The sequence below is a fragment of the Streptomyces sp. NPDC043896 genome (assembly GCF_056435605.1).
The window spans coordinates 222,845-241,393 of record NZ_JBWKEE010000010.1; the positions used below are offsets into that span (position 1 = coordinate 222,845).

The window sequence follows — 18,549 nt, forward strand, 5'->3', positions numbered from 1 at the left end:
CGTCGCACCGGGCTCAGGGGGTGCGGCGCCCCAGCGGCAGCAGGTACTGGAGCGGCTGCTCCAGGTCGTCCAGGCCGAGCAGTTCCTGCGCGAGGTCGTCGTGGAAGCCTCCGAGCGGGACGCCGGCCAGGCCCAGCGCCGCCGCGGTGAGCAGCAGCGTCTGGGTGAGGTGGCCGGCCTCCAGCAGGGCCAGCCGCAGCGCGCGCAGCCCGTAGCGCCGGCGCAGCAGCCCGAGGTCCACGTGGACGGCCAGGAGCACGGGCATCCCGTCGACGCCGATCCAGTGGGGGTCCGTGTCCGGGCGGGAGAGGTACGTGGAGAGCGCCTTGACCTCCGCCACGGCCGGTGCCGGACCCACGCGGCGCAGGGTCCGCCGTTCCGGCAGGCAGTCGTACGTGCCCGCCGGCACCCCCGCCACGTCGAGCACCGCCAGCCGCACCCGGGCCGTGTACAGGGCCCCGGCGCTCGGGTAGGGCCGGTGGGACAGGGCCAGGGCCGAACCGTCGGGCAGCTGCTGCTCGGTGCGGGCGCTCTCGGACAGGGCGTTCCACAGCAGCGAGCCCAGGGTGCCGGCGTCCAGCGGTCCCCGCAGCGGGCCGCGCCGCGTGGTGCGGGCGGCCAGCGCGGCGGCCAGCGACACCTCGGGCAGCGGGTCGGCCGGCAGGTCCAGTTCGGGCCCGGGCGCCGCGGGCCGGTCCGGGCCGTCCGGCAGCGGGCGCAGCTCGGTGTCCTCGCCCCGGCCGATCTGGAACTTGCTCCGTTCGAGGTACTGGAAGTCGGCGGCGGTGTGCCCGGACGGGAAGTACCCGGGCGCCTCCCCGGTCTCCAGCAGGGTGCGGGCCGCCAGCCGGCACACCGCCCGCTCCTCGTCGGGGGTGATACCGAGCCGGTTGAACAGCATGTGCAGCTGGGAGCCCCACACCCAGGCCCGCGTTTCCTCCCCCAGGTGCCGCAGCCGCGCGTCGGCCGCGCGGACACCGGCCGCCCAGCGCAGGAGCCAGGGCGCGGCGGTGCCCGCGTCGACCCGCTCGCGCAGCTCGGTGGCCCGCCCGCGCAGGCCCGTGCGCTGCGCCGCGTACACGGAGTTGACCCGGGTGTGCACGGACGCGCCGGGCAGCAGCTCGACCTCGGTGACCCACCGCCAGCCGGCGGCGTGCCCGCGCAGCCAGCGCGCCGCGGTGAGCGCGTCCATGCCGAGGGCGTGCGCCGTCGTGTGGGCCAGGTCGGCGGCGGCGGTGAGCCGGGCGCCGGTCCCGCCGCCCCCGGGCAGGGCACGCAGGGCGTCGACCGCCACCCGGCTGGAGGTTTCGAAGACCTCCTCGGCGACGGGCAGCGCGCGCGGTCCGCCGTAGCGCTCGGTCTCGGGTGCGTAGGCCACGGCGCGCACCTCTCCGTGGCGGGACGGCCACGGCCCCGGTACGGCGGGCACCGCCTTCGCGGCGCGGGCCAGTTCCCCGGGCAGTGCGGCGGCCGCGGCCGCGCTCAGGCCTCGGACCCGGACGCGGACGTGCGGTCCGCCCTCTCCGTAGCGGATGAAGAACCATCCTCCTGCCTCCCCCGACGCGACGAGCCCGTCGAGGAGGGGGGCCGCTTCGTGGACCAGGAACGCGTCCGTGTCCCCGGTGGCGGAGTGCAGGAAGAGGTGGTGGCTGTGCCAGGTGTCGGTCGAAGTCACGTCGTCACGTCCGGTCCTTGTCCGCACCGGTCGGGGTGCGGGGGAGGTCAGGGGAAGGGGTGCGGGTGGAGGGCGAGGTCCTCGTGGCGCAGCGGCCGGTCCGTGCGGCCGAGCCGGTGGGGCACCTCCAGCAGCCGGGGCAGGCCCCGGGTGCGGCGGTTGACGTGCCCGAAGGTCATCGGCAGCGAGCCGGGCACGACGGCCTTCACGCAGTGCAGGCCGAGCCGTTCGCGTACTCCCGGCTCGGTCTGGTCGACGGTGACCACCTCCAGGCCCGCCCGCGCGAGCCGCTCCACGGTCGCGGTGAGCAGGGCGGAGAGGTCGGACACCGGCGCGGGCGCGCCCGGCCAGGTCTCGGCCACGGTCCGGCAGGGGGTGTCGGCGAAGAGGAACTCCAGGCGGGGGGCCGCCTCGGGCAGGGCGTTCAGCCCGACGTGGTCGTCGAGGGTGACCACCAGCTCGGGGTGGTCGAGCATCGGGCGCAGCCGTGCGGGGTCGCGCGGCCGGTCCTCGGCGAGGGCGCGCTGCGCGGACTCCAGCACGTTGGTGACGACCTCGGCCACGGCGGAGCGGATCGCGGCACGGGGGTCGTGGTGGGCGCCGGCGGCGAGGAACATCCGGGGCGCGTCCGGGTGGGAGCCCTCGTAGCGGCAGACGGCGACGACGGCGGGGATGCCGAAGTCGTTGGTCGCGTCGAGCAGCAGGAGCCGGTAGCCGGCCAGGGCCGCCCGGTCGGCGAGGAGGACCGTGTCGGTGTCCTCCGGCGGGAGCTGTACGCGGGGCAGCGGGGTGGCCGCGTACCAGGCCATCAGGAAGGCGTCGCGCTCGGCGACCTCGAACAGGCCGTAGAGCGCGGCCTCTTCGGGGCTGTTGCCCAGGCCGCAGCCGTTGGACGACTCGTACACGACGCGCGGCCGCGCCCCGCCGGGCGGGTCCCAGTACGCGACGTGCTCGGGGACGGCCACCTCCCGCTGCCGGGTGAGGGACCAGCCCCGCACCCAGTCCAGTTCGAGGCCGGGCGTGTAGGGGACGGTGGGCGAGGCCGGGTGCCCGTGGTGGGCGGGGTCGGGCAGGCCGAGGGTCTCCGGGTCCAGGGCGCGTTCGGGGCCGAGTGCGGCGAAGGAGGCCCGCAGGTCGGTGCGGCGGCCGGTGGGGCGCATCCCGGCGTACCTTTCGACGGCCTCGAAGAGGGCGGTCCGCTCGCTGCCGGCGAAGTCGCCGGCCCGGCCGTAGCCGCCGTCGTCGACGGCGCGGCCGTCGGTCACGAAGGCGGTGGTCAGGCAGAACGCGGAGTCCTCCGTGCGGAAGAGGCTGCGGACCGGCCCGAACCGCTCGTCGTGCAGGGCCGCGCGCATCCGGTCGGCCGTGGTGCGGGGGTTGGGGGCGCGCAGCAGGTACGGGTCGGGCAGCGGGCGGGGTGCCGAGGGCAGCGGGGCCGGGCCGGCGGCGGAGTCCGGGGGCAGGGGGTGGCAGACGGCGCAGCCGCCGACGGGCCGGATCCGGTGGGTGGACCAGGTGCCGCGCCCCTGGTGGAGCAGGTACACGGTGGCGGCCGGCGGTTCCCCGGCGGGCGCCGGGCGGGCGTGGCCGTCCAGGAGGTCCCGGACGAGGGCGCCGAGGGACTCGGCCAGCGCCGGGGACGGTACGCCGGCCAGCGCGAGCGCCGGGCTCTGCCGGGGCACGCGTCCGCCGGCCGTGGCGAGCCGCTGGTACTCGGCGCAGGACAGGCAGGCCGGGGCGCCGGGTGCGAGCAGCGGGCCGACCAGGGCCAGGGGGCCGTCGAAGCGTACGGGGACCAGGGCCACCGGGTGGGCCAGCGCGTGCCGGCTCAGCTCCTCGGCGACGCCGGCGGTCCAGTCGGTCAGCAGGACGGCGGCCGGCCCGGAGGTGGCCTCCCGCGCGGCTGCGGCGTCGAGGACCGGTACGGGCAGCGCGGCGAAGAGGGCGGCCGCTGCGGGGACTGCGGGGGCCGGGGCTGCGGGGGCCGGGGCTGCGGGGGTCATCACGGCTCCTCGGGGGTGTGCAGGACGGTGAACCCGAACGCCCTCAGCCGCGCCAGGAGTTCGCCGTTCCGGGCCGGGGCGGGCGTCCCGGTGTCGCGGGACGGTCCGGCCAGGCGGCGCAGGGCGGCCTGGAAGGCCTCCTCCCGTCCGGCGGTGCCGGCCAGCCAGCTGCTGTTCCAGCCCGCGTCCTCCCAGCCGGCGGTACGGGTGCCGGCCGCGGCCAGCGGGGCGACGGCCCCGCCGGAGGGCGGGGGCGACGCCGGGCCCGTCTCGCCGGCGCGGACGGCGGCCACGGCGGCGAGCGCCGCGAAGGCCGCCGCGTCGCCCGGGGTGGCCTCCACGGCCTCCCCCAGCGGCGCGGACCCCCCGGCCGGGCGGACCACGGCGTGGTGGACCCCCTCGGGCCCGGCCCGGACCACCCGGATGCGGGCGGGCACCGCCAGACGGGCCGTCAGGGTGTGCCACCAGTGCCGGAACTGCGGGTGCCCGGACCACAGGGGCGCGGCGACGTCCACGGCCCGGGCCGCCGCCCCGCCGCCCGGCGGCCGGTCCGCGGCTCCGGCGGCGCGGGGGGCGCGGGCGACGCCTCGGGCGCGGGCGGCGCGGCGGGCGAAGTCCGCGCGCAGGGCCCGGCCCCGCGCGTGCCCGGGGTTCGCCCCGACGGTGAACCCCCGGCCGCCCAGCAGGAGTTCCGCCGTACGGCAGAACAGCTCCAGGCGGGCCAGGTCCAGCCGCGGCGCCCCGGCGACCAGGCGCCCGCCGGCCGGCGCGTGCCCCGGCGGCCCGGGCAGTGCGCAGACGGCCAGCGGCACCGGGAGCTGGGGCAGGTCCGCCGGCTCCGGCGCGGGCAGGGCGCCGCACCGCTCGTCGGTCAGGGCCGCCAGCCGGCGCAGCGCCTCGCCGAGGGTGCCGGCCGGGGCGAGGTCCGCCGGGCGGTCCGCGTCCGGGTGCCCGGGCCCGACCCAGCTGCGGAACTCGGCCCGCAACGGCGCGGTGGCGGCGAGGAGCACCGCCGGAAGCCCGGGCAGCAGCCGCTCGTCGCCGCCCTCGGCCGCCGGGTCGGGGAGCCCGGCGGCCGCGCAGAGCAGGCGGTGCGCCGCCGAGCCGCCGAGCAGGGAGGCCAGGGGGGCCGGGGCCGTGCCGCCGGGGTCCTGGGGGCCCGCCTCCGCGGAGCCGAGCCGGGCCTCCAGGGCCGCCGCGTCGGAGCGGGCCCGGGCCGGGCTGCCGACGGCCGTGGCGTAGCCGCCGCCGGGGCGGAGTCCGGCCGCGAGGGCGCGGTCCGGTCCGGCGCCGTGGAGGCGGAGCAGGACCCGGCCCGGGGGGAGGGCCGGGTCGGCGGTGCGGGTGACGGGCAGTCCGCCCAGGGTCAGCGCCCGCCCGGCGGCGAGGGCCAGGGGCCCGTCGGGGGCTCCGGCCAGCACCTCGGCGCGGGCCCCGGCGAGGGCGGCGCGGGCGGCGGCGGGCCGCTCGGCGCCGGCCCCGAGCCACAGCGCGACGGGGTCGCGCCCCTGGTCCTCGTACCCGGCGTCCGGGCAGGGGGCCTCCCCGTCCCCGGCGGGCTCCGTGACCAGCAGCCCGTGGGCCTCCAGCTGCCCGAGCAGGGTCTCCACGGCGCCGCGCAGCGCCGGTCCGGCCTGCGCGGCGTCCAGGTGCGCGTCGAGGACCCCGGCCCGCAGCGGGCCCTCCACCCACCGCCACAGGGCGGGCAGGGCCTCGCTGCCCTCCAGCGTGACGCTGCCGGAGCGCCCGCGCAGGTGGAGCCCGGCCCGCAGCGGAGTCACGGCCACGCCCGGGCGGAGCCGGCGCACCGCGCGGGCGGCGGGGTCGGCGGCGGCGGGCGTCCCGTACCCGGGGGCCGTCATGCGCCGCGCTCCACGGCGGCGACGGCCGCGTCGAGTTCCGAGCGCCAGTCGCTGCCGGTCAGCGCGGGCACCGTCCGGACCACCAGGTGCGCCGCCAGGTAGCGCTCCAGGGGGCGGACGTCGCAGAGGGCGAGGAGCCGGTAGAGGGCGTTGGTGCAGGCCCGGTACACCAGGTAGTCGGGGTCGCCGAACATCGCCCCGCCCGGGTCGGCGCGCCGCAGCAGCCGGTGGAACTCGCTGTACCGGGTGCGGAGGTCGGGGTCCCAGCGCTCCGCGGCCGCACGGTCCCCGGTGGCGGCGGCCCGGTCCCGGTAGGCGGGCGGGCTGCCGTGCAGGTCGGCGCCGGCCTCGTACCGGCCTCGCGCCAGCCGCCACGCGCCGGCGGAGAAGCCGGCCCAGTGCCGCTCCCAGCCGTGGGCCCCGCCGTCGGCGACGCGTCCGACGAGGGCGGTGACGGCGTCCCCGGTGCGGTCCCACTGGCGGTCGAAGGAGGCGCGGATCCGTCCGTCGGGGTCGTCGTGGAGGAGGAAGTCCTCCAGGTGGGAGACGTACGAGTAGTGGCCGCCGGCCAGCCCCGCGGGGTGGGCTGCGGCGTGCGCGGCGAGCGCGGCCACCGCGAGCCGGACCCGTGCCGGCGCGGTGTCGCCGTGTTCGCCGAGGAAGCCGGCTCCGGCCCGCAGCGCGCCGAGCCCGTCGCGGAGCAGGTCGTCGCGCAGGCGGGCGCCGTCGTCGCCGAGCAGGGCGCGTACGGAGGACCGGTCGGCGGGCTCGGTGCGGACCGTGTTGTCCGGGGTGATCGGCCCGTAGGGCGGGGGGACGAGTTCGGCGCGCCCGGCGGCGGCCGCTTCCGCCAGCAGCCGGGCCTCGGTGCGGTCGTCGCGGGAGGGGTGCAGGCGCAGCCAGTCGCGGATCCGGACGGCTGCCGCGGTGGCGGCGGCCTCCACCCGCGCGGGCGGGCCCTGGAGGCGCAGCCGCAGGTGGGGGCCGTGCAGCCAGTGCCGCTCGACGTGGGCGGTGAGACCTTGCCGCGCGCTCGACGCGGCGAGGGGCAGCAGCACTTCGCGCAGCAGCGGGGCCTTGACCGGGTGGTGGTGGTAGGCGATCACGTCGACGGCGGCCATGTCGGCTGCGACGGCGCCGTCGCCGTCGCCGTCAGGGCCTCGGGTGGCTGCCTGCACGGCTGTCTCCTCTGCTGTCCGGGGACGGGTCATCGGGTCCGCCCGGGCCGGTAGACCTCCAGGACGAGTTCCACGGCGCGGGCCGGGTCGTCCTGGCCGCCGGGGGCGGGCAGTGCCTCCTCCAGTACGGCGCCGGTGGTGTGGCGGGAGAGCCACTTGGCGAGGCAGCGCAGGTGCAGGGCGTTGCCGAGGTCCACGAGGTGCGGTTTGGGGCGGCTCAGCCCGGTCAGGAAGTCCTCGGCGGCGTTTCCGGTGGGGGCGGCGGCGGCCGGGTGCAGGAAGACCTGTTCGGGCAGGTCCAGGGCGGCGCGCCAGCGGGCGGCGGCCTCCGCCGGGACCGGTCCCCCGGCGGCGAGGTCGGCGCGCAGCCGCGCCACGACGTCGGGCGGCAGCAGCCAGCGCCGCCGGCGGAGCACCACGTGCCGGTGGCGCAGCCGGGGCGCGTGGGTGACCCGGCCGCCGCCGGGTGCGGTGAGGACGCCCCGGGGGACGAGCGGGCGGAAGTCGACCACGCCGTGGGGCTGGTCGCCGAGGTGGGCGCCGAGGCGGGGCGGCAGCAGGACCGGGGAGAGGAAGCCGGGGTAGAGGACGTCGAGGGGTTCGCCGGTGCCGCGCAGCCGGACGCGCACCTGGTCGTCGGTCTCGTCGTGGACGAGTTCCAGGTCGGCTTCGCCGAGGGAGGTCCAGCGCCGGTCGGGACCGATCTCGTCGGGGACGAGGAGCGGGTGGAGGTTGGCGTTGAACCCGCCGACGGGCCGGATCTGGGCGGCGCGCGCGCCGGGGCCCAGGGCGCGTCGGATCTCCCGGGACACGGCGGTGGCGGCGGCGGGGTCCAGGGTGTCCAGGAAGCGGCTGGTGAAGCGGCCCCAGCCGCCGTAGACCTGGTTGACGCACAGCGGACCGTGCCGGGGGGCGCGCTGGACGAAGTACGCGTAGCTGAGCGGCCGCGACAGGGCCCAGCCGGGAAGCCGGTCGCCGAGGCCTTCGAGGAGTTCCGGGGGCAGGACGACCTCGGCGGCGCGGGCCGGGTCGCCGTCCGGGGCCGCGCGTACGGCCGCGGCGGTCTCGGCGCGCAGGGCCGCGAGGGCGTCGGCACCGGTGGGGAGGGGGTCGGCTGGGTCGAGGGCGGAGAGCCGCCCGGCGGCCTCCCATGACTCGGCGATGTCGGCGCCGAACTCCCAGGGGTGGGGGCAGCGGCCGCCGGGGCCGTAGCGGGCGACGAAGCGGTCGCGGACGACCCGGCGCAGGAGGTGGCCGAGGTCGAAGAGCTCCGCCAGTGCGGTGACCTCGCCGAGGGCCTCGTGGTCGGCGGCGTCGAGGAACCCGTCGAGGCGCAGGGGCCGCGGGGCGACGACGTCCTCGGAGACCGCGCTGAGCGGGGCGGACACGGCGGGGAGGGGGCGCCCGGCGGCGGCGAGGGCCTCGGTCCAGCGGTGGGACAGGCCGGCCAGCAGGGCGGGACGGCCGGCGGCCGGGGTGCCCGCGAACGCGGCGGTCGTCCGCGCGAGCTCGCGCAGGCGCCCGGCGTGGGCGGCGTCCTCGGCCGCCTCCTCGGCGGTGGCGCCTGCCACGGAGCCCAGCCAGTCGGCGATGCGGTCCAGCGGGTCGGGGTCCTGCGGCGGGACCGGCTCGGCGGGCACCAGCAGCCCCGCCTCCGCGAGCCGGCCGAGGAAGCCGGCGGCCGCCGCCCGGCCCTCGCCGCCGGCCCCGGTCAGGGCGGCGGCCAGCAGCTCGGTCAGCTCGTCCAGCGGGACGGGGTCCGCGGCGCGGACGGTGACCAGGTCCAGCGGGCCGGTGAGGGGCAGCTCGGCCCGGTCCTCGTCGGCGACGAGGTAGCGGCCCCCGGCGAAGGAGGTCCGGTCGCGGGTGAACGCCGCCCGGCCGTCGGTGGTCCGGGCGGTGCTGGTGATGCGGTGGGGCAGGGCGGCCCGGCGGTGCGGGGCGTCGAGGAGGGCGAGGGTGAGGGCGGTGGTCAGGGTGCGGTTGGCCCGGACGACGGAGCGCGGGGGCCCGTCGAAGAGGGGCGCGGTGCCCCAGGCGGCGACGGGCGGGGCGGGGGTCCCGGTCAGCGGTGCCCAGCCGACGGCGGTGAACCAGGACAGCGGGCTGGTCTTGGTGCTGGCCCGCAGGGCGTAGCGCAGCACGGCGGGCTCTTCCTTGCGGGCCCGGCGGTCATGCGCCCCGGTACCGGCCCGTTCGACGGCGCGCAGCAGGTCGGCGCTGGTGAGGGCGACGGCCTTGGCCAGCGCCGGTTCGCGGCACAGGGCGGCCAGCAGGGCGCGTTCGGCGTCCAGGGCCCGTTCGGCGGCGGGCCCGAGGCCGTCGAGGAGGGCGGTGCGGCGGGCGCGCAGGGCGGTCCACTCGGCGAGCCGGGGTACCCGGGCCGGCAGGTCCCCGAGGCGCTCCAGCAGGGCGGGCCGGGGTTCGCGCCGGTTGTGCAGGGCGCGGCGCAGCGGGAGGACGACGTCGCGGTGGAGCTCGGCCGGATGGCCGTCCCGGCTGTCGTGGAGGTCGTCGCAGAGCGGCCCGGCGGTCTCCAGCAGCCGCCGTTCCGTCTCCTGGAGGCGGGCGAGCAGGCTGCGGAACCCGGCTGCCTCCGGCCGCTGCGCGGGGTGGGCGAGGACGGTGGCGCGGACCAGCGCGTACGGCGCGGACCGCACGCGGTAGCCGGAGCCATCGCCCGGAACGGCGGTGCGGCGCGGCTGCGGCTGCGGCTGCGGCTGCGGCTGCGGCTGCGGCTGCGGCTGCGGCTGCGGCTGCGGCTGCATGGTCGTCCCCGTCCTGTCGGTGGTGGGTGCGGCGCGGGCGCGGGGCTTCCCGCCGCGCTCGGGGGTGCGGCGGGAAGCCCTGGGGTGCGTGGGGGGATCGGGCGGTGACGGCACGGCGGGGAGGACCGGGCCGCCGTCCGCACGGCGTGTCCGCACGGCCGGGGCCGTTGCCGCACGCCTCGGGAACGCCCTAGAGGGCGGGCGTCTCCGGCGTGGGCGGTTTGGCGCAGGAGGACGAGCCCTGGCAGGAGCAGGAGCCCCAGGACGCGCCGCCCTCGGGCAGGGCGACGGTGTCCCGCATGGCGGTGACGGTGAGGTCGCCCAGGTCGAGGTCGTCGAGGTCGAAGCCGGGTAAGTGGTTCTCGGGGGGCATGGAGGTTTCCTCTGCTGGGGGTGGTCGGGGGCGCCGGTCAGCCGATGGGGGTGTCCACCGTCGGCTTGTTGCAGGAGGAGGACGCCTGGCAGGAGCAGGAGCCCCAGGACGCGCCGCCCTCGGGCAGGGCGACGGTGTCGCGCATCGCGGTGACGGTGAGGTCGCCGAGGTCGAGGTCGAGGTCGTCGAAGCCGAATTCGGGGGTGTGTGCGGTGTCGGACATGCGTGTCTCCCTCGTGTGGAAGAAAAAGCCGAAAGGTGCACTGGGCGGAATTCCGCGAGCCGGCGGAACGGCACGGACCGCGCAAGGGAATGCCGTTTTTCCTCGGGTTTCGGTCCGGCCGGATATCGATTCCATCCGGCCATCGGTGCGGCCGACCCGGTCCTCAGGATCACGCAGGGGCCCGAAGGCCCGCTAGAGCGGAGATCAAGCCGCCGCTTCGAACCCGTTGGGGGGATGGCCTGAACGCCCGGGAAATCCCCTCTCGGAAACGCCTTGACCGAACCGCTCGGGCCACCGTGGCGCATTCCTTGCGGGAATGGCCGTTCCGGGCATGGCACCGCCCCCGGCCACATGGGCGTGGACGGGGGCGGAACGGTGCGGGACGTCAGTCGGAAACCAGCCTTTTCTCACCACGCCGGACTTCAGCCGCATGGAGCCGGAGCCGTCGGTCCTGCCGTCGATGTCGTGGCCGTCGGCTCCGTCGACGAGGCGGATGAGGCGGATGAGGCGGACGAGGCCGACCGCGTCCGGGCCGGCCGGGAAAGCACGGTGCCCCGCCGACGGACGTCGGCGGGGCACCGGTTCAGGAGCTGAAGGGGATCAGACCTGGGGGACCGGGTAGGTCGGGTACTCCACACCGGAGACGTGCTGGACGACGCGGATCACCTGGCACGAGTAGCCGAACTCGTTGTCGTACCAGAGGTAGAGGATCGCGTTGTCGCCGTCCACCTTGGTGGCGCCGGCGTCGACGATGGAGGCGTGGCGCGAGCCGACGAAGTCCATCGAGACGGCGTCGGGAGCCGTGGTGAAGTCGATCTGGCGCTTGAGCGGCGAGTGCAGCGAGACGCCGCGCAGGTACTCCAGGACCTCTTCGCGGGTGGTCTCGCGGCCCAGGCGCAGGCTCAGGATGGCGATCGAGACGTCCGGCACGGGGACGCGGATCGAGCTGCCGGTGATCGGGGCCTTGAGCTCGGGCAGCGCCTTGGCGACGGCCGAGGCGGCACCGGTCTCGGTGATGACCATGTTGAGCGGCGCGGAGCGGCCGCGGCGGTCGGCCTTGTGGTAGTTGTCCAGCAGGTTCTGGTCGTTCGTGAACGAGTGGACGGTCTCCACGTGGCCGCGGAGCACACCGTACTCGTCGTCCATCGCCTTCAGCGGCGGGACGATCGCGTTGGTGGTGCAGGAGGCGCAGGACAGGACCCGCTCGTCCGGCTTGATGGTGTCGTGGTTGACGCCGTGGACGATGTTCGGGACGTCGCCCTTGCCCGGGGCGGTCAGGACGACCTTGTCGATGCCGGGGCGCAGGTGCTTGGAGAGGCCCTCGCGGTCGCGCCACTTGCCCGTGTTGTCGATGAGGATGGCGTCGTTGATGCCGTACTCGGTGTAGTCGATCTCGGACGGGTCGTTCGCGTAGATCACCTTGATGGTGTTGCCGTTGGCGACGATCGTGCCCGCCGCCTCGTCCACGGTGATGGTGCCCTGGAACTGGCCGTGGATGGAGTCGCGGCGCAGCAGCGAGGCGCGCTTGACGAGGTCCTGCTCGCCGCCGCCGCGCACGACGATGGCGCGCAGGCGCAGGCCGTTGCCGGAGCCGGCCTTCTCGATGAGCAGGCGGGCGACGAGGCGGCCGATGCGGCCGAAGCCGTAGAGGACGACGTCGCGTCCCTCGCGGCGCTCGATCTTGTTCTCGCCGGTGGCGCCGACGACGGCCTCGGCGGTGAAGTCCTCGACCGACAGACCTCGGTCGTCGGTCTTGTAGGTGGCGGCGAGCATGCCGATGTCGATCTGGGACGGGCCCAGGTCGAGCGCGGTGAGGGCCTGGAGGAACGGCATCGTCTCGGTGACCGACAGCTCCTCGCCGTCGATCTGCCGGGCGAAGCGGTGGGCCTTGAGAATGCTCACGACCGACTTGTTCACCAGGGAGCGGCTGTGGAGCAGGATCGTTACGTCCCGTTCCCGGTGCAGCTTCCCGATGAGGGGGATCATCGACTCCGCGATCTCCTCGCGGGTCTTCCAGTTGGCGAACGAGTCCTCGTTGACAGTCACAGACGTTATCTTTCGAGCTAGGCGGCGCTCATATGCTAACCCGCCGCCGGATCGTTCCTTCAAGGGGGACCGTCCGAGGTTCGCCGAGGCCGGGCGGCCGGAGCGGGAGGCGCGCCCTCCGGGGCCCGGCCGAACACCGGACGGGGCCTCCGGACGGGCCTCCGGGTGGGCGTCGCACCACGCCCGGTCGAAGCCGTTGTGGCCCACGTTCGCCAGGTACGCCCCCACGGCCGCGCGGTGGACGCCGCGCAGGCCTCGACCAGGGCCTCGGGGCCTCCGTCGCCGTCCTCCACGAGGGACATCCCCCGCTCGCCGGCCGGCTCGGCCAGGTCCGGTGCCGCCCGGACAGGGCGGCGTCGGTCCGGACGAGCAGGCCGTCCAGGAGCACCGGCAGGATGCGGCGAGCCGGAGCGGGGCATCGGCCGCGCGGGCGCGCGCCTCGGCGCCGAGGGCGTCCATCTCGCCGAGCACGCGGCGCGCCTTGGCGAGGACGAAGCGCCCGAGGGCCGTGGGCTCCACCCCGTGGCGGCCGCGGACGAAGAGCTCGCCGCCGGTGAAGGCCTCGATCCGGCGCAGCTGGGCGGAGCGCACCGGCTGTGAGATCCCCGGCCGCCTGGCCGCCTCCCCCATACCGCCCGCTTCCGCGATCCGGCAGACGGCGTGCAGATGCCTCAAGTCCAGCTGCATCCGGGCAGCTTACGGAGCGCCGCGAGCCCGGCCGGCGCTCCCGGACGGGTCCGTCGCGTACGGCCGGAACCCGCCGCCGTGTCGAAGACGGCGGCGGCCGTGGCACCTCCGTGGACAGGTGTGACGGCAGACGCCGCTTGCTACGTTGCGTCGGTCGTCGATCACAGGAGTTGCCGCACATGTCCGACATCAAGGTCCGCGCCGTACAGCCCGGGGACTTCGCCCAATGGCGCGTCCTGTACCGGGGCTACGCCGACTTCTACCGGGTGGAGCAGACCGAGGAGGCGGCCGCCACCGTATGGGGGTGGGTGAACGACCCCGCGCACGAGGAGAGCGCCCTCGTCGCCGAGGACTCCGAAGGGCGGCTGCTGGGGCTGGCGCACTACCGGCCGTTCGCCCGGCCGCTGTCCGCGACGGTCGGGTGCTTCCTGGACGACCTGTTCGTGGCCCCGGAGCACCGCGGTTCCGGAGCCGCGGACCTGCTGCTCGGGGCCCTGCGGGAGCTCGCGGCCGAGCGCGGCTGGAGCGTGGTGCGGTGGATCACCGCCGACGACAACCACCGGGCCCGGTCCAAGTACGACCAGGTGGCCACGCGGACCATGTGGGTGACCTACGACATGGCACCCGGCCGCTGACCCTGCCCCTGACCCCCGGCGCCTGACCTGCCCCTACCCCGCCGCGTCGTCGCAGGCGGCGCAGACCCGGTCCGCGTACTGCGGCGGGTACCAGCCGGCGCCGGGCCGCGCGGCGGGGTCCCACGGGGCCGTCCCCATGGCGAAGGTGTCCTTGCCGCAGAGCGTCCTCGGGCCGCGCACGGCGTTCTGCCCGGGGGCGGCGGGCGCCGCGTGCACGCGCAGGACGGGAGCCCCGTCCCGCGCGTGCACCGCACCCGCCGTGTGGTCGTACTCGTACACCACGACCGTCGCGCTCATACCTCGACGATAGACGCCCCCACCGCGGCCCGCCGGACCGGCGGGTTCCGGCTTCAGCGGCAGAGTTCCGCCACGCGCTCCAGTTCGTCGCCCCACACGGCCGCGTCGCGCGGACCGATGTGCGGGGCGGCGACCGACCGCACCCGGAAGCGGTTGCGCGGGGTGGTCTCGTCCGCCTCGCGGATCATCAGGTCCTGGAGGGCGAGCGGGATCGAGCGGTCCTCCGTGAAGCGGAGGAAGGTGCGCGGCACCCGGCCCCACGTGGCCGCCAGGCCCCGGGAGTCGGCGGTGCCGATCGTCGCGGACTCGTCGGGCTCCAGGATGTTGAGGAGGGCCCGGACCTCGGCGTCCGACCAGTCGGCGGCCAGGGACTCCTTCGCCGCGGCGAAGAAGGCCGGGTCGGACGAGCGCCAGTTGACCCGGTTCACCCCCAGTTCCGGCGAGGTCTTGAAGGGCGGGATCTTGAACAGGGAGCTGGTGGACCCCTCGGTCGTCATCATCAGGTCCACCACCGAGGTGTGCCGCGTCGCGCAGAAGGCGGAGGCGTACACCAGGTGGGAGATCAGTTCGGGCACCCGGTTGGCGACCGCGTTCAGGGTCGCCCCGCCGAGGCTCTGGCCCACCAGGATGACGGGGCCGTTGCGGTGGGCGGCGCGTACGACGCCCACGACGTGGTCCGCGAAGTCCGCCAGGGTCACCTTGGACAGCGGCGAGGGCTCGGTGGCCAGCCGCTCCAGGTCCTGGGGCGACTGGTAGGAGACGGGAAAGTAGGCGCCGGGCCCGTGGCCGGGCAGGTCGACCGCGATGGCGCGGTGCCCGCGCAGGCCCAGTTCGGCGAGGACCGCGGACCAGCCGTAGGAGTTGCTGCCGGACCCGTGGACCAGCACGAAGGTGGGGGCGCCTCGCCGGCGGCCGTCGGCGTGCGCGGTGGAGGCTCCGGCGCCCACGACGGCGGCGGTGCCCGCACCGGCCGCGGCGACCCGCAGGACACCGCGCCGCGACCAGCCGCCCTCTTCGACGATGTCGTTCTGTTCGCTCATACGGGCGACTCTACGAACGGCCCCGGCCGGGACCGTCAAGATCCGGCCAGCGTCCGCCCAGCGGTCAACTCGCCTCCTCGAAGCCCTCGTCGAAGCCCTCGTCGGCCGGCATGAAGGCGCGCAGCCCGGCGTGGGTGATCTGCCGCTCCTCCCACAGCGCCCGGGCGGTCGGGGCCTCGCCGGGCAGCGCGTACCAGCGGTGCGTCCAGCGGATCCGGGTGGCGCGCACCCGGGCGTCCTCGGGGCCGGTCACCTCGAAGCGCTCCAGTTCCGTCCACGGCATCCGGGCGGCGAGCCGGGCGAGGCGGGCGGCGGTGGCCTCCACGGTCTGCGGGTCCACGCCCTCGTTGCTCCGGGCGCAGGCGACGAGCCGGGCGCCGTCCACGAACCAGGGGTGGGCGGTGTCGGACAGGGCGTCCTCGCGCACGGCCGGTACGGACAGCAGCAGGTCGGCGAAGTCCCGGTCCTCCGCGCGCCGTTCGATCCGGTCCTCCCCCTCGACGAGGGCCTCGACGGGGTCGCGCCTGCCGTCCCAGGCGTACGCGGAGGACATGTAGGGCAGTGCGAAGGGCAGCTCCACGGACCACACGGTGACGTAGTCCTTCGACACCTCCAGCGCGACGGCGGGCTTCAGCATGCGGGCGAGCTCGTCGAAGTCCCCGTGGTGGACGAGTTCCAGGTCGAAGACGGTGACGCGGAAGCCCTCGCGGTCCATCCGCACGACCCCCTCGGCCACCAGCGCGCCGGCGTGCCGGGCCAGGCCGACCAGGCGCTCCAGGTGCGGGGCCTCCTTGACCCGCTCCGCCATGGTCGCGCCGCCCTCCCACGCGGCCGGGTCCTCGGGTACGTCCTGCTCGACGCGGCCGAAGCCGAGGGCGGAGTCGGCGCAGGTCTCCTGGTAGGCGAAGCCCCGGTCGCGCGCGTACTGCTCGCGCCGCTCCAGCAGTGCGGCGTGGGCGAGGACGGCTTCGGCGCGCAGCACTTCCAGCTTCCGCAGGGATTCCTTGCGGTGGCGCATGCTCCAGACCAGGACGCCGACGAGGATCACGAGCAGGGTGATGCCGCCGGCCGGGTAGCCGCCGAGGACGACGGCCGCGAGGACGGCGCCGAGGGACACGAGGGTCACGAGGTTCAGCAGGAGCCGGCTGGTCTCCAGAGGATGGCGGGGCAGGGGGAGGCGGTGCACGGGGCGAGGGCCTTTCGACGCGGGGGCGGGACCGGGGGCCGGTCCCGTGGCGGTCGCGCGGGTGGTGGGCCGCCGGGGCAGCGCGCGCATGCCGGGCAGGTTAGGAGGACCCCTCGCCGGCCGCGGCTTTTCCGGCCATCGTCGGATCATCGTCCTGTCCGACCGGCGCCGCGCCCGCCGGCCGCCTCCCGCGGGGTCCGACGCTCCATCAGGTCATCCGTCCCGGACTCTTGACTCCTTTCGAGCCAGTCGGGATTCTCGTCCCACCCTTGTGCGGGGCATGACAATTCAGGCCCGGATCCGACCGCACCCGCATCCGCCGACCGAAGACATGAGTGATGACCTTGACCCCTCACCCGCCGCCATGGCCGCACCGGGGCGCCGCGCGCCGCCGGCGCCGCCGCCTCGCGCTCCTGACCCCGCTCGTCGCCGTCCTGGCCCTGCTGCTCGGCCCCGCTCCGCTCTCCTCCGCCGACGCCGGCTCCTCCACGGCCGACGCCGGCTGGTGGAACCCGACCGCGCGGCCCCAGCCCGACTCCGGCATCGGCGTCACCGGCGAGCCCTTCAAGGGCACCGACGCCCAGGGCAAGGTGCGCGGGTTCGTCGACGCGCACGACCACCTGATGTCCAACGAGGCCTTCGGCGGCCGCCTCATCTGCGGCAAGCCCTTCTCCGAGATGGGCGTCGCGGACGCCCTCAAGGACTGCCCCGAGCACTACCCCGACGGGACCCTCGCGGTCTTCGACTTCATCACCAAGGGCGGGGACGGCAAGCACGACCCCGACGGCTGGCCCACCTTCAAGGACTGGCCCGCCCACGACTCCCTGACCCACCAGCAGAACTACTACGCCTGGGTCGAGCGCGCCTGGCGCGGCGGCCAGCGCGTCCTCGTCAACGACCTCGTCACCAACGGGGTGATCTGCTCGGTCTACTTCTTCAAGGACCGCGGCTGCGACGAGATGACCTCCATCCGCCTGCAGGCGCAGAAGACGTACGACATGCAGGCCTTCGTCGACAAGATGTACGGCGGCCCCGGCAAGGGCTGGTTCCGCATCGTCACCGACTCCGACCAGGCCCGCGAGGTGATCAAGCAGGGCAAGCTGGCCGTGGTCCTCGGCGTCGAGACCTCCGAGCCCTTCGGCTGCAAGCAGATCCTGGACGTCGCCCAGTGCGGCAGGGACGACGTCGACCGGGGTCTGGACGAGCTGCACAAGCTGGGCGTGCGCAGCATGTTCCTGTGCCACAAGTTCGACAACGCCCTGTGCGGCGTCCGCTTCGACGAGGGCGCCCTCGGCACGGCGATCAACGTCGGCCAGTTCCTGTCGACCGGCACCTTCTGGCAGACCGAGCAGTGCGCCGGCCCGCAGAAGGACAACCCGATCGGCCTGGTGCCGGCTCCGACCGCGCAGAAGGAGCTCCCGGCCGGGGTCGCGGTCCCCTCGTACGACGCCGCCGCGCAGTGCAACAAGCGCGGTCTCACCGAGCTCGGCGAGTACGCGCTCCGCGGCATGATGAAGCGCGGGATGATGCTGGAGATCGACCACATGAGCGTCAAGGCCGCGGGCCGCGCCTTCGACATCCTGGAGTCCGAGTCGTACCCGGGCGTCATCTCCTCGCACAGCTGGATGGACCTGGGCTGGACCGAGCGGCTCTACAAGCTGGGCGGTTTCGCCGCCGCGTACATGAGCGGCTCCGAGGGCTTCAGCGCGGAGGCCAAGCGCACGGACGCCCTGCGCGAGAAGTACGGCGTGGGCTACGGCTACGGCACCGACATGAACGGCGTCGGCGGCTGGCCCGGCCCCCGGGGCGCGGACACCCCGAACCCGGTGAAGTACCCCTTCCGCAGCGCCGACGGCGGCTCCGTCATCGACAGGCAGACCACCGGACAGCGCACCTGGGACCTGAACACCGACGGCGCCTCGCACTACGGCCTGGTCCCCGACTGGATCGAGGACATCCGGCTCGTCGGCGGCCAGGACGTGGTGGACGACCTCTTCAAGGGCGCCGAGTCCTACCTCGGCACCTGGGGGGCGTCCGAGCGGCACCGGTCCGGGGTGAACCTCGCCACCGGGTCCGCCGCCTCGGCCTCGACCTCGCAGTGGTGGAACCCCTTCGTCGACTACTCCCCCGGCCGGGCCGTGGACGGCGACCCGGGCTCCCGCTGGGCCAGCGAGTGGAACGACGCCCAGTGGCTGCGCCTCGACCTCGGCTCCGCGCACCGGATCGGGCGCGTCACCCTCGACTGGGAGCGGGCGCACGGCAAGGCGTACCGGCTGGAGGTCTCCACGGACGGGACGAACTGGCAGACGGTCTGGTCCACCTCCGACAGCGACGGCGGTCTGGACACGGCCCGGTTCGCCGGGGTGACGGCCCGCTACCTGCGCGTCCAGGGGGTCCAACGGGCCACCCAGTGGGGGTACTCCCTCCACGAGGTCGGCGTCTTCAGCAGCTGACACCGCGGCGGGGGGGGGGGGGGGGGGGGGGGGGGGGACCCCCCCCCCCCCCCCCCAGGCACACCAAAAGAAAGGGCTTTCCCCCAGGGGCTCTGCCACGAGGGGGTTACCCCGTCACAAAGA

At 76.0% G+C, this 18,549-nt stretch carries 14 protein-coding genes and 1 pseudogene; 2 read left to right on the forward strand and 13 right to left on the reverse strand.

Annotation, left to right across the window (positions count from 1 at the left end; translation table 11 throughout):
* Window positions 1-13 precede the first annotated feature (13 nt).
* From AC069X_RS17600 to AC069X_RS17645, 10 genes and pseudogenes are all read right to left on the reverse strand, one after another.
* Window positions 14-1,675, reverse strand: coding sequence for a thiopeptide-type bacteriocin biosynthesis protein (locus AC069X_RS17600; RefSeq protein ID WP_478729472.1), 1,662 nt, complete (start codon window positions 1,673-1,675; stop codon window positions 14-16).
* A 47-nt stretch (window positions 1,676-1,722) separates the two neighbouring features.
* Complete coding sequence (locus tag AC069X_RS17605) at window positions 1,723-3,678, reverse strand: TOMM precursor leader peptide-binding protein (RefSeq protein WP_478729473.1); 1,956 nt, start codon at window positions 3,676-3,678, stop codon at window positions 1,723-1,725.
* On the reverse strand, window positions 3,678-5,540 hold the full coding sequence (locus AC069X_RS17610; protein ID WP_478729474.1) for a hypothetical protein: 1,863 nt from the start codon (window positions 5,538-5,540) through the stop codon (window positions 3,678-3,680). The genes AC069X_RS17605 and AC069X_RS17610 overlap by 1 nt, the downstream gene beginning before the upstream one ends.
* Window positions 5,537-6,718, reverse strand: coding sequence for a lantibiotic dehydratase C-terminal domain-containing protein (locus AC069X_RS17615; RefSeq protein ID WP_478729475.1), 1,182 nt, complete (start codon window positions 6,716-6,718; stop codon window positions 5,537-5,539). Before AC069X_RS17615 ends, AC069X_RS17610 begins: the two co-directional genes overlap by 4 nt.
* Before the next feature lie 29 nt (window positions 6,719-6,747).
* Window positions 6,748-9,486 (reverse strand): lantibiotic dehydratase, encoded by a 2,739-nt coding sequence (locus AC069X_RS17620; RefSeq protein ID WP_478729476.1) that lies wholly within the window; start codon window positions 9,484-9,486, stop codon window positions 6,748-6,750.
* A 190-nt stretch (window positions 9,487-9,676) separates the two neighbouring features.
* Window positions 9,677-9,859, reverse strand: a complete 183-nt coding sequence (locus AC069X_RS17625; RefSeq protein WP_478729477.1) for a thiazolylpeptide-type bacteriocin — start codon at window positions 9,857-9,859, stop codon at window positions 9,677-9,679.
* A gap of 37 nt (window positions 9,860-9,896) precedes the next feature.
* Entirely contained in the window at window positions 9,897-10,082 is a 186-nt protein-coding gene (locus tag AC069X_RS17630) for a thiazolylpeptide-type bacteriocin (RefSeq protein WP_478729478.1), read from the reverse strand.
* A gap of 204 nt (window positions 10,083-10,286) precedes the next feature.
* On the reverse strand, window positions 10,287-10,661 hold the full coding sequence (locus tag AC069X_RS17635; RefSeq protein ID WP_478729479.1) for a PhnA domain-containing protein: 375 nt from the start codon (window positions 10,659-10,661) through the stop codon (window positions 10,287-10,289).
* A gap of 21 nt (window positions 10,662-10,682) precedes the next feature.
* Window positions 10,683-12,128 (reverse strand): glyceraldehyde-3-phosphate dehydrogenase, encoded by a 1,446-nt coding sequence (locus AC069X_RS17640; protein ID WP_478729500.1) that lies wholly within the window; start codon window positions 12,126-12,128, stop codon window positions 10,683-10,685.
* 507 nt (window positions 12,129-12,635) lie between these two features.
* Window positions 12,636-12,815: pseudogene (locus AC069X_RS17645) on the reverse strand (LysR family transcriptional regulator); the annotation flags it as partial.
* Window positions 12,816-12,994: 179 nt separating this feature from the next.
* On the opposite strand from AC069X_RS17645, the gene AC069X_RS17650 reads away from it, so the two are divergent.
* The gene (locus AC069X_RS17650) at window positions 12,995-13,450 is read left to right on the forward strand and encodes an N-acetyltransferase family protein (protein ID WP_478729480.1); all 456 of its coding nucleotides are present in this window, start codon (window positions 12,995-12,997) and stop codon (window positions 13,448-13,450) included.
* 33 nt (window positions 13,451-13,483) lie between these two features.
* On the opposite strand, the gene AC069X_RS17655 is transcribed toward AC069X_RS17650, so the two are convergent.
* The 3 genes from AC069X_RS17655 to AC069X_RS17665 all read right to left on the reverse strand — a co-directional run bounded on the left by AC069X_RS17655 (window position 13,484) and on the right by AC069X_RS17665 (window position 15,973).
* Window positions 13,484-13,747 (reverse strand): hypothetical protein, encoded by a 264-nt coding sequence (locus tag AC069X_RS17655; RefSeq protein WP_478729481.1) that lies wholly within the window; start codon window positions 13,745-13,747, stop codon window positions 13,484-13,486.
* 53 nt (window positions 13,748-13,800) lie between these two features.
* Window positions 13,801-14,787 (reverse strand): alpha/beta fold hydrolase, encoded by a 987-nt coding sequence (locus tag AC069X_RS17660; protein WP_478729482.1) that lies wholly within the window; start codon window positions 14,785-14,787, stop codon window positions 13,801-13,803.
* A gap of 64 nt (window positions 14,788-14,851) precedes the next feature.
* The gene (locus AC069X_RS17665) at window positions 14,852-15,973 is read right to left on the reverse strand and encodes a hypothetical protein (RefSeq protein ID WP_478729483.1); all 1,122 of its coding nucleotides are present in this window, start codon (window positions 15,971-15,973) and stop codon (window positions 14,852-14,854) included.
* Between the two features lie 338 nt (window positions 15,974-16,311).
* Here AC069X_RS17665 and AC069X_RS17670 point away from each other — a divergent pair, with 338 nt between their 5' ends.
* Window positions 16,312-18,426, forward strand: a complete 2,115-nt coding sequence (locus AC069X_RS17670) for a galactose-binding domain-containing protein (protein ID WP_478729484.1) — start codon at window positions 16,312-16,314, stop codon at window positions 18,424-18,426.
* Window positions 18,427-18,549 lie beyond the last annotated feature (123 nt).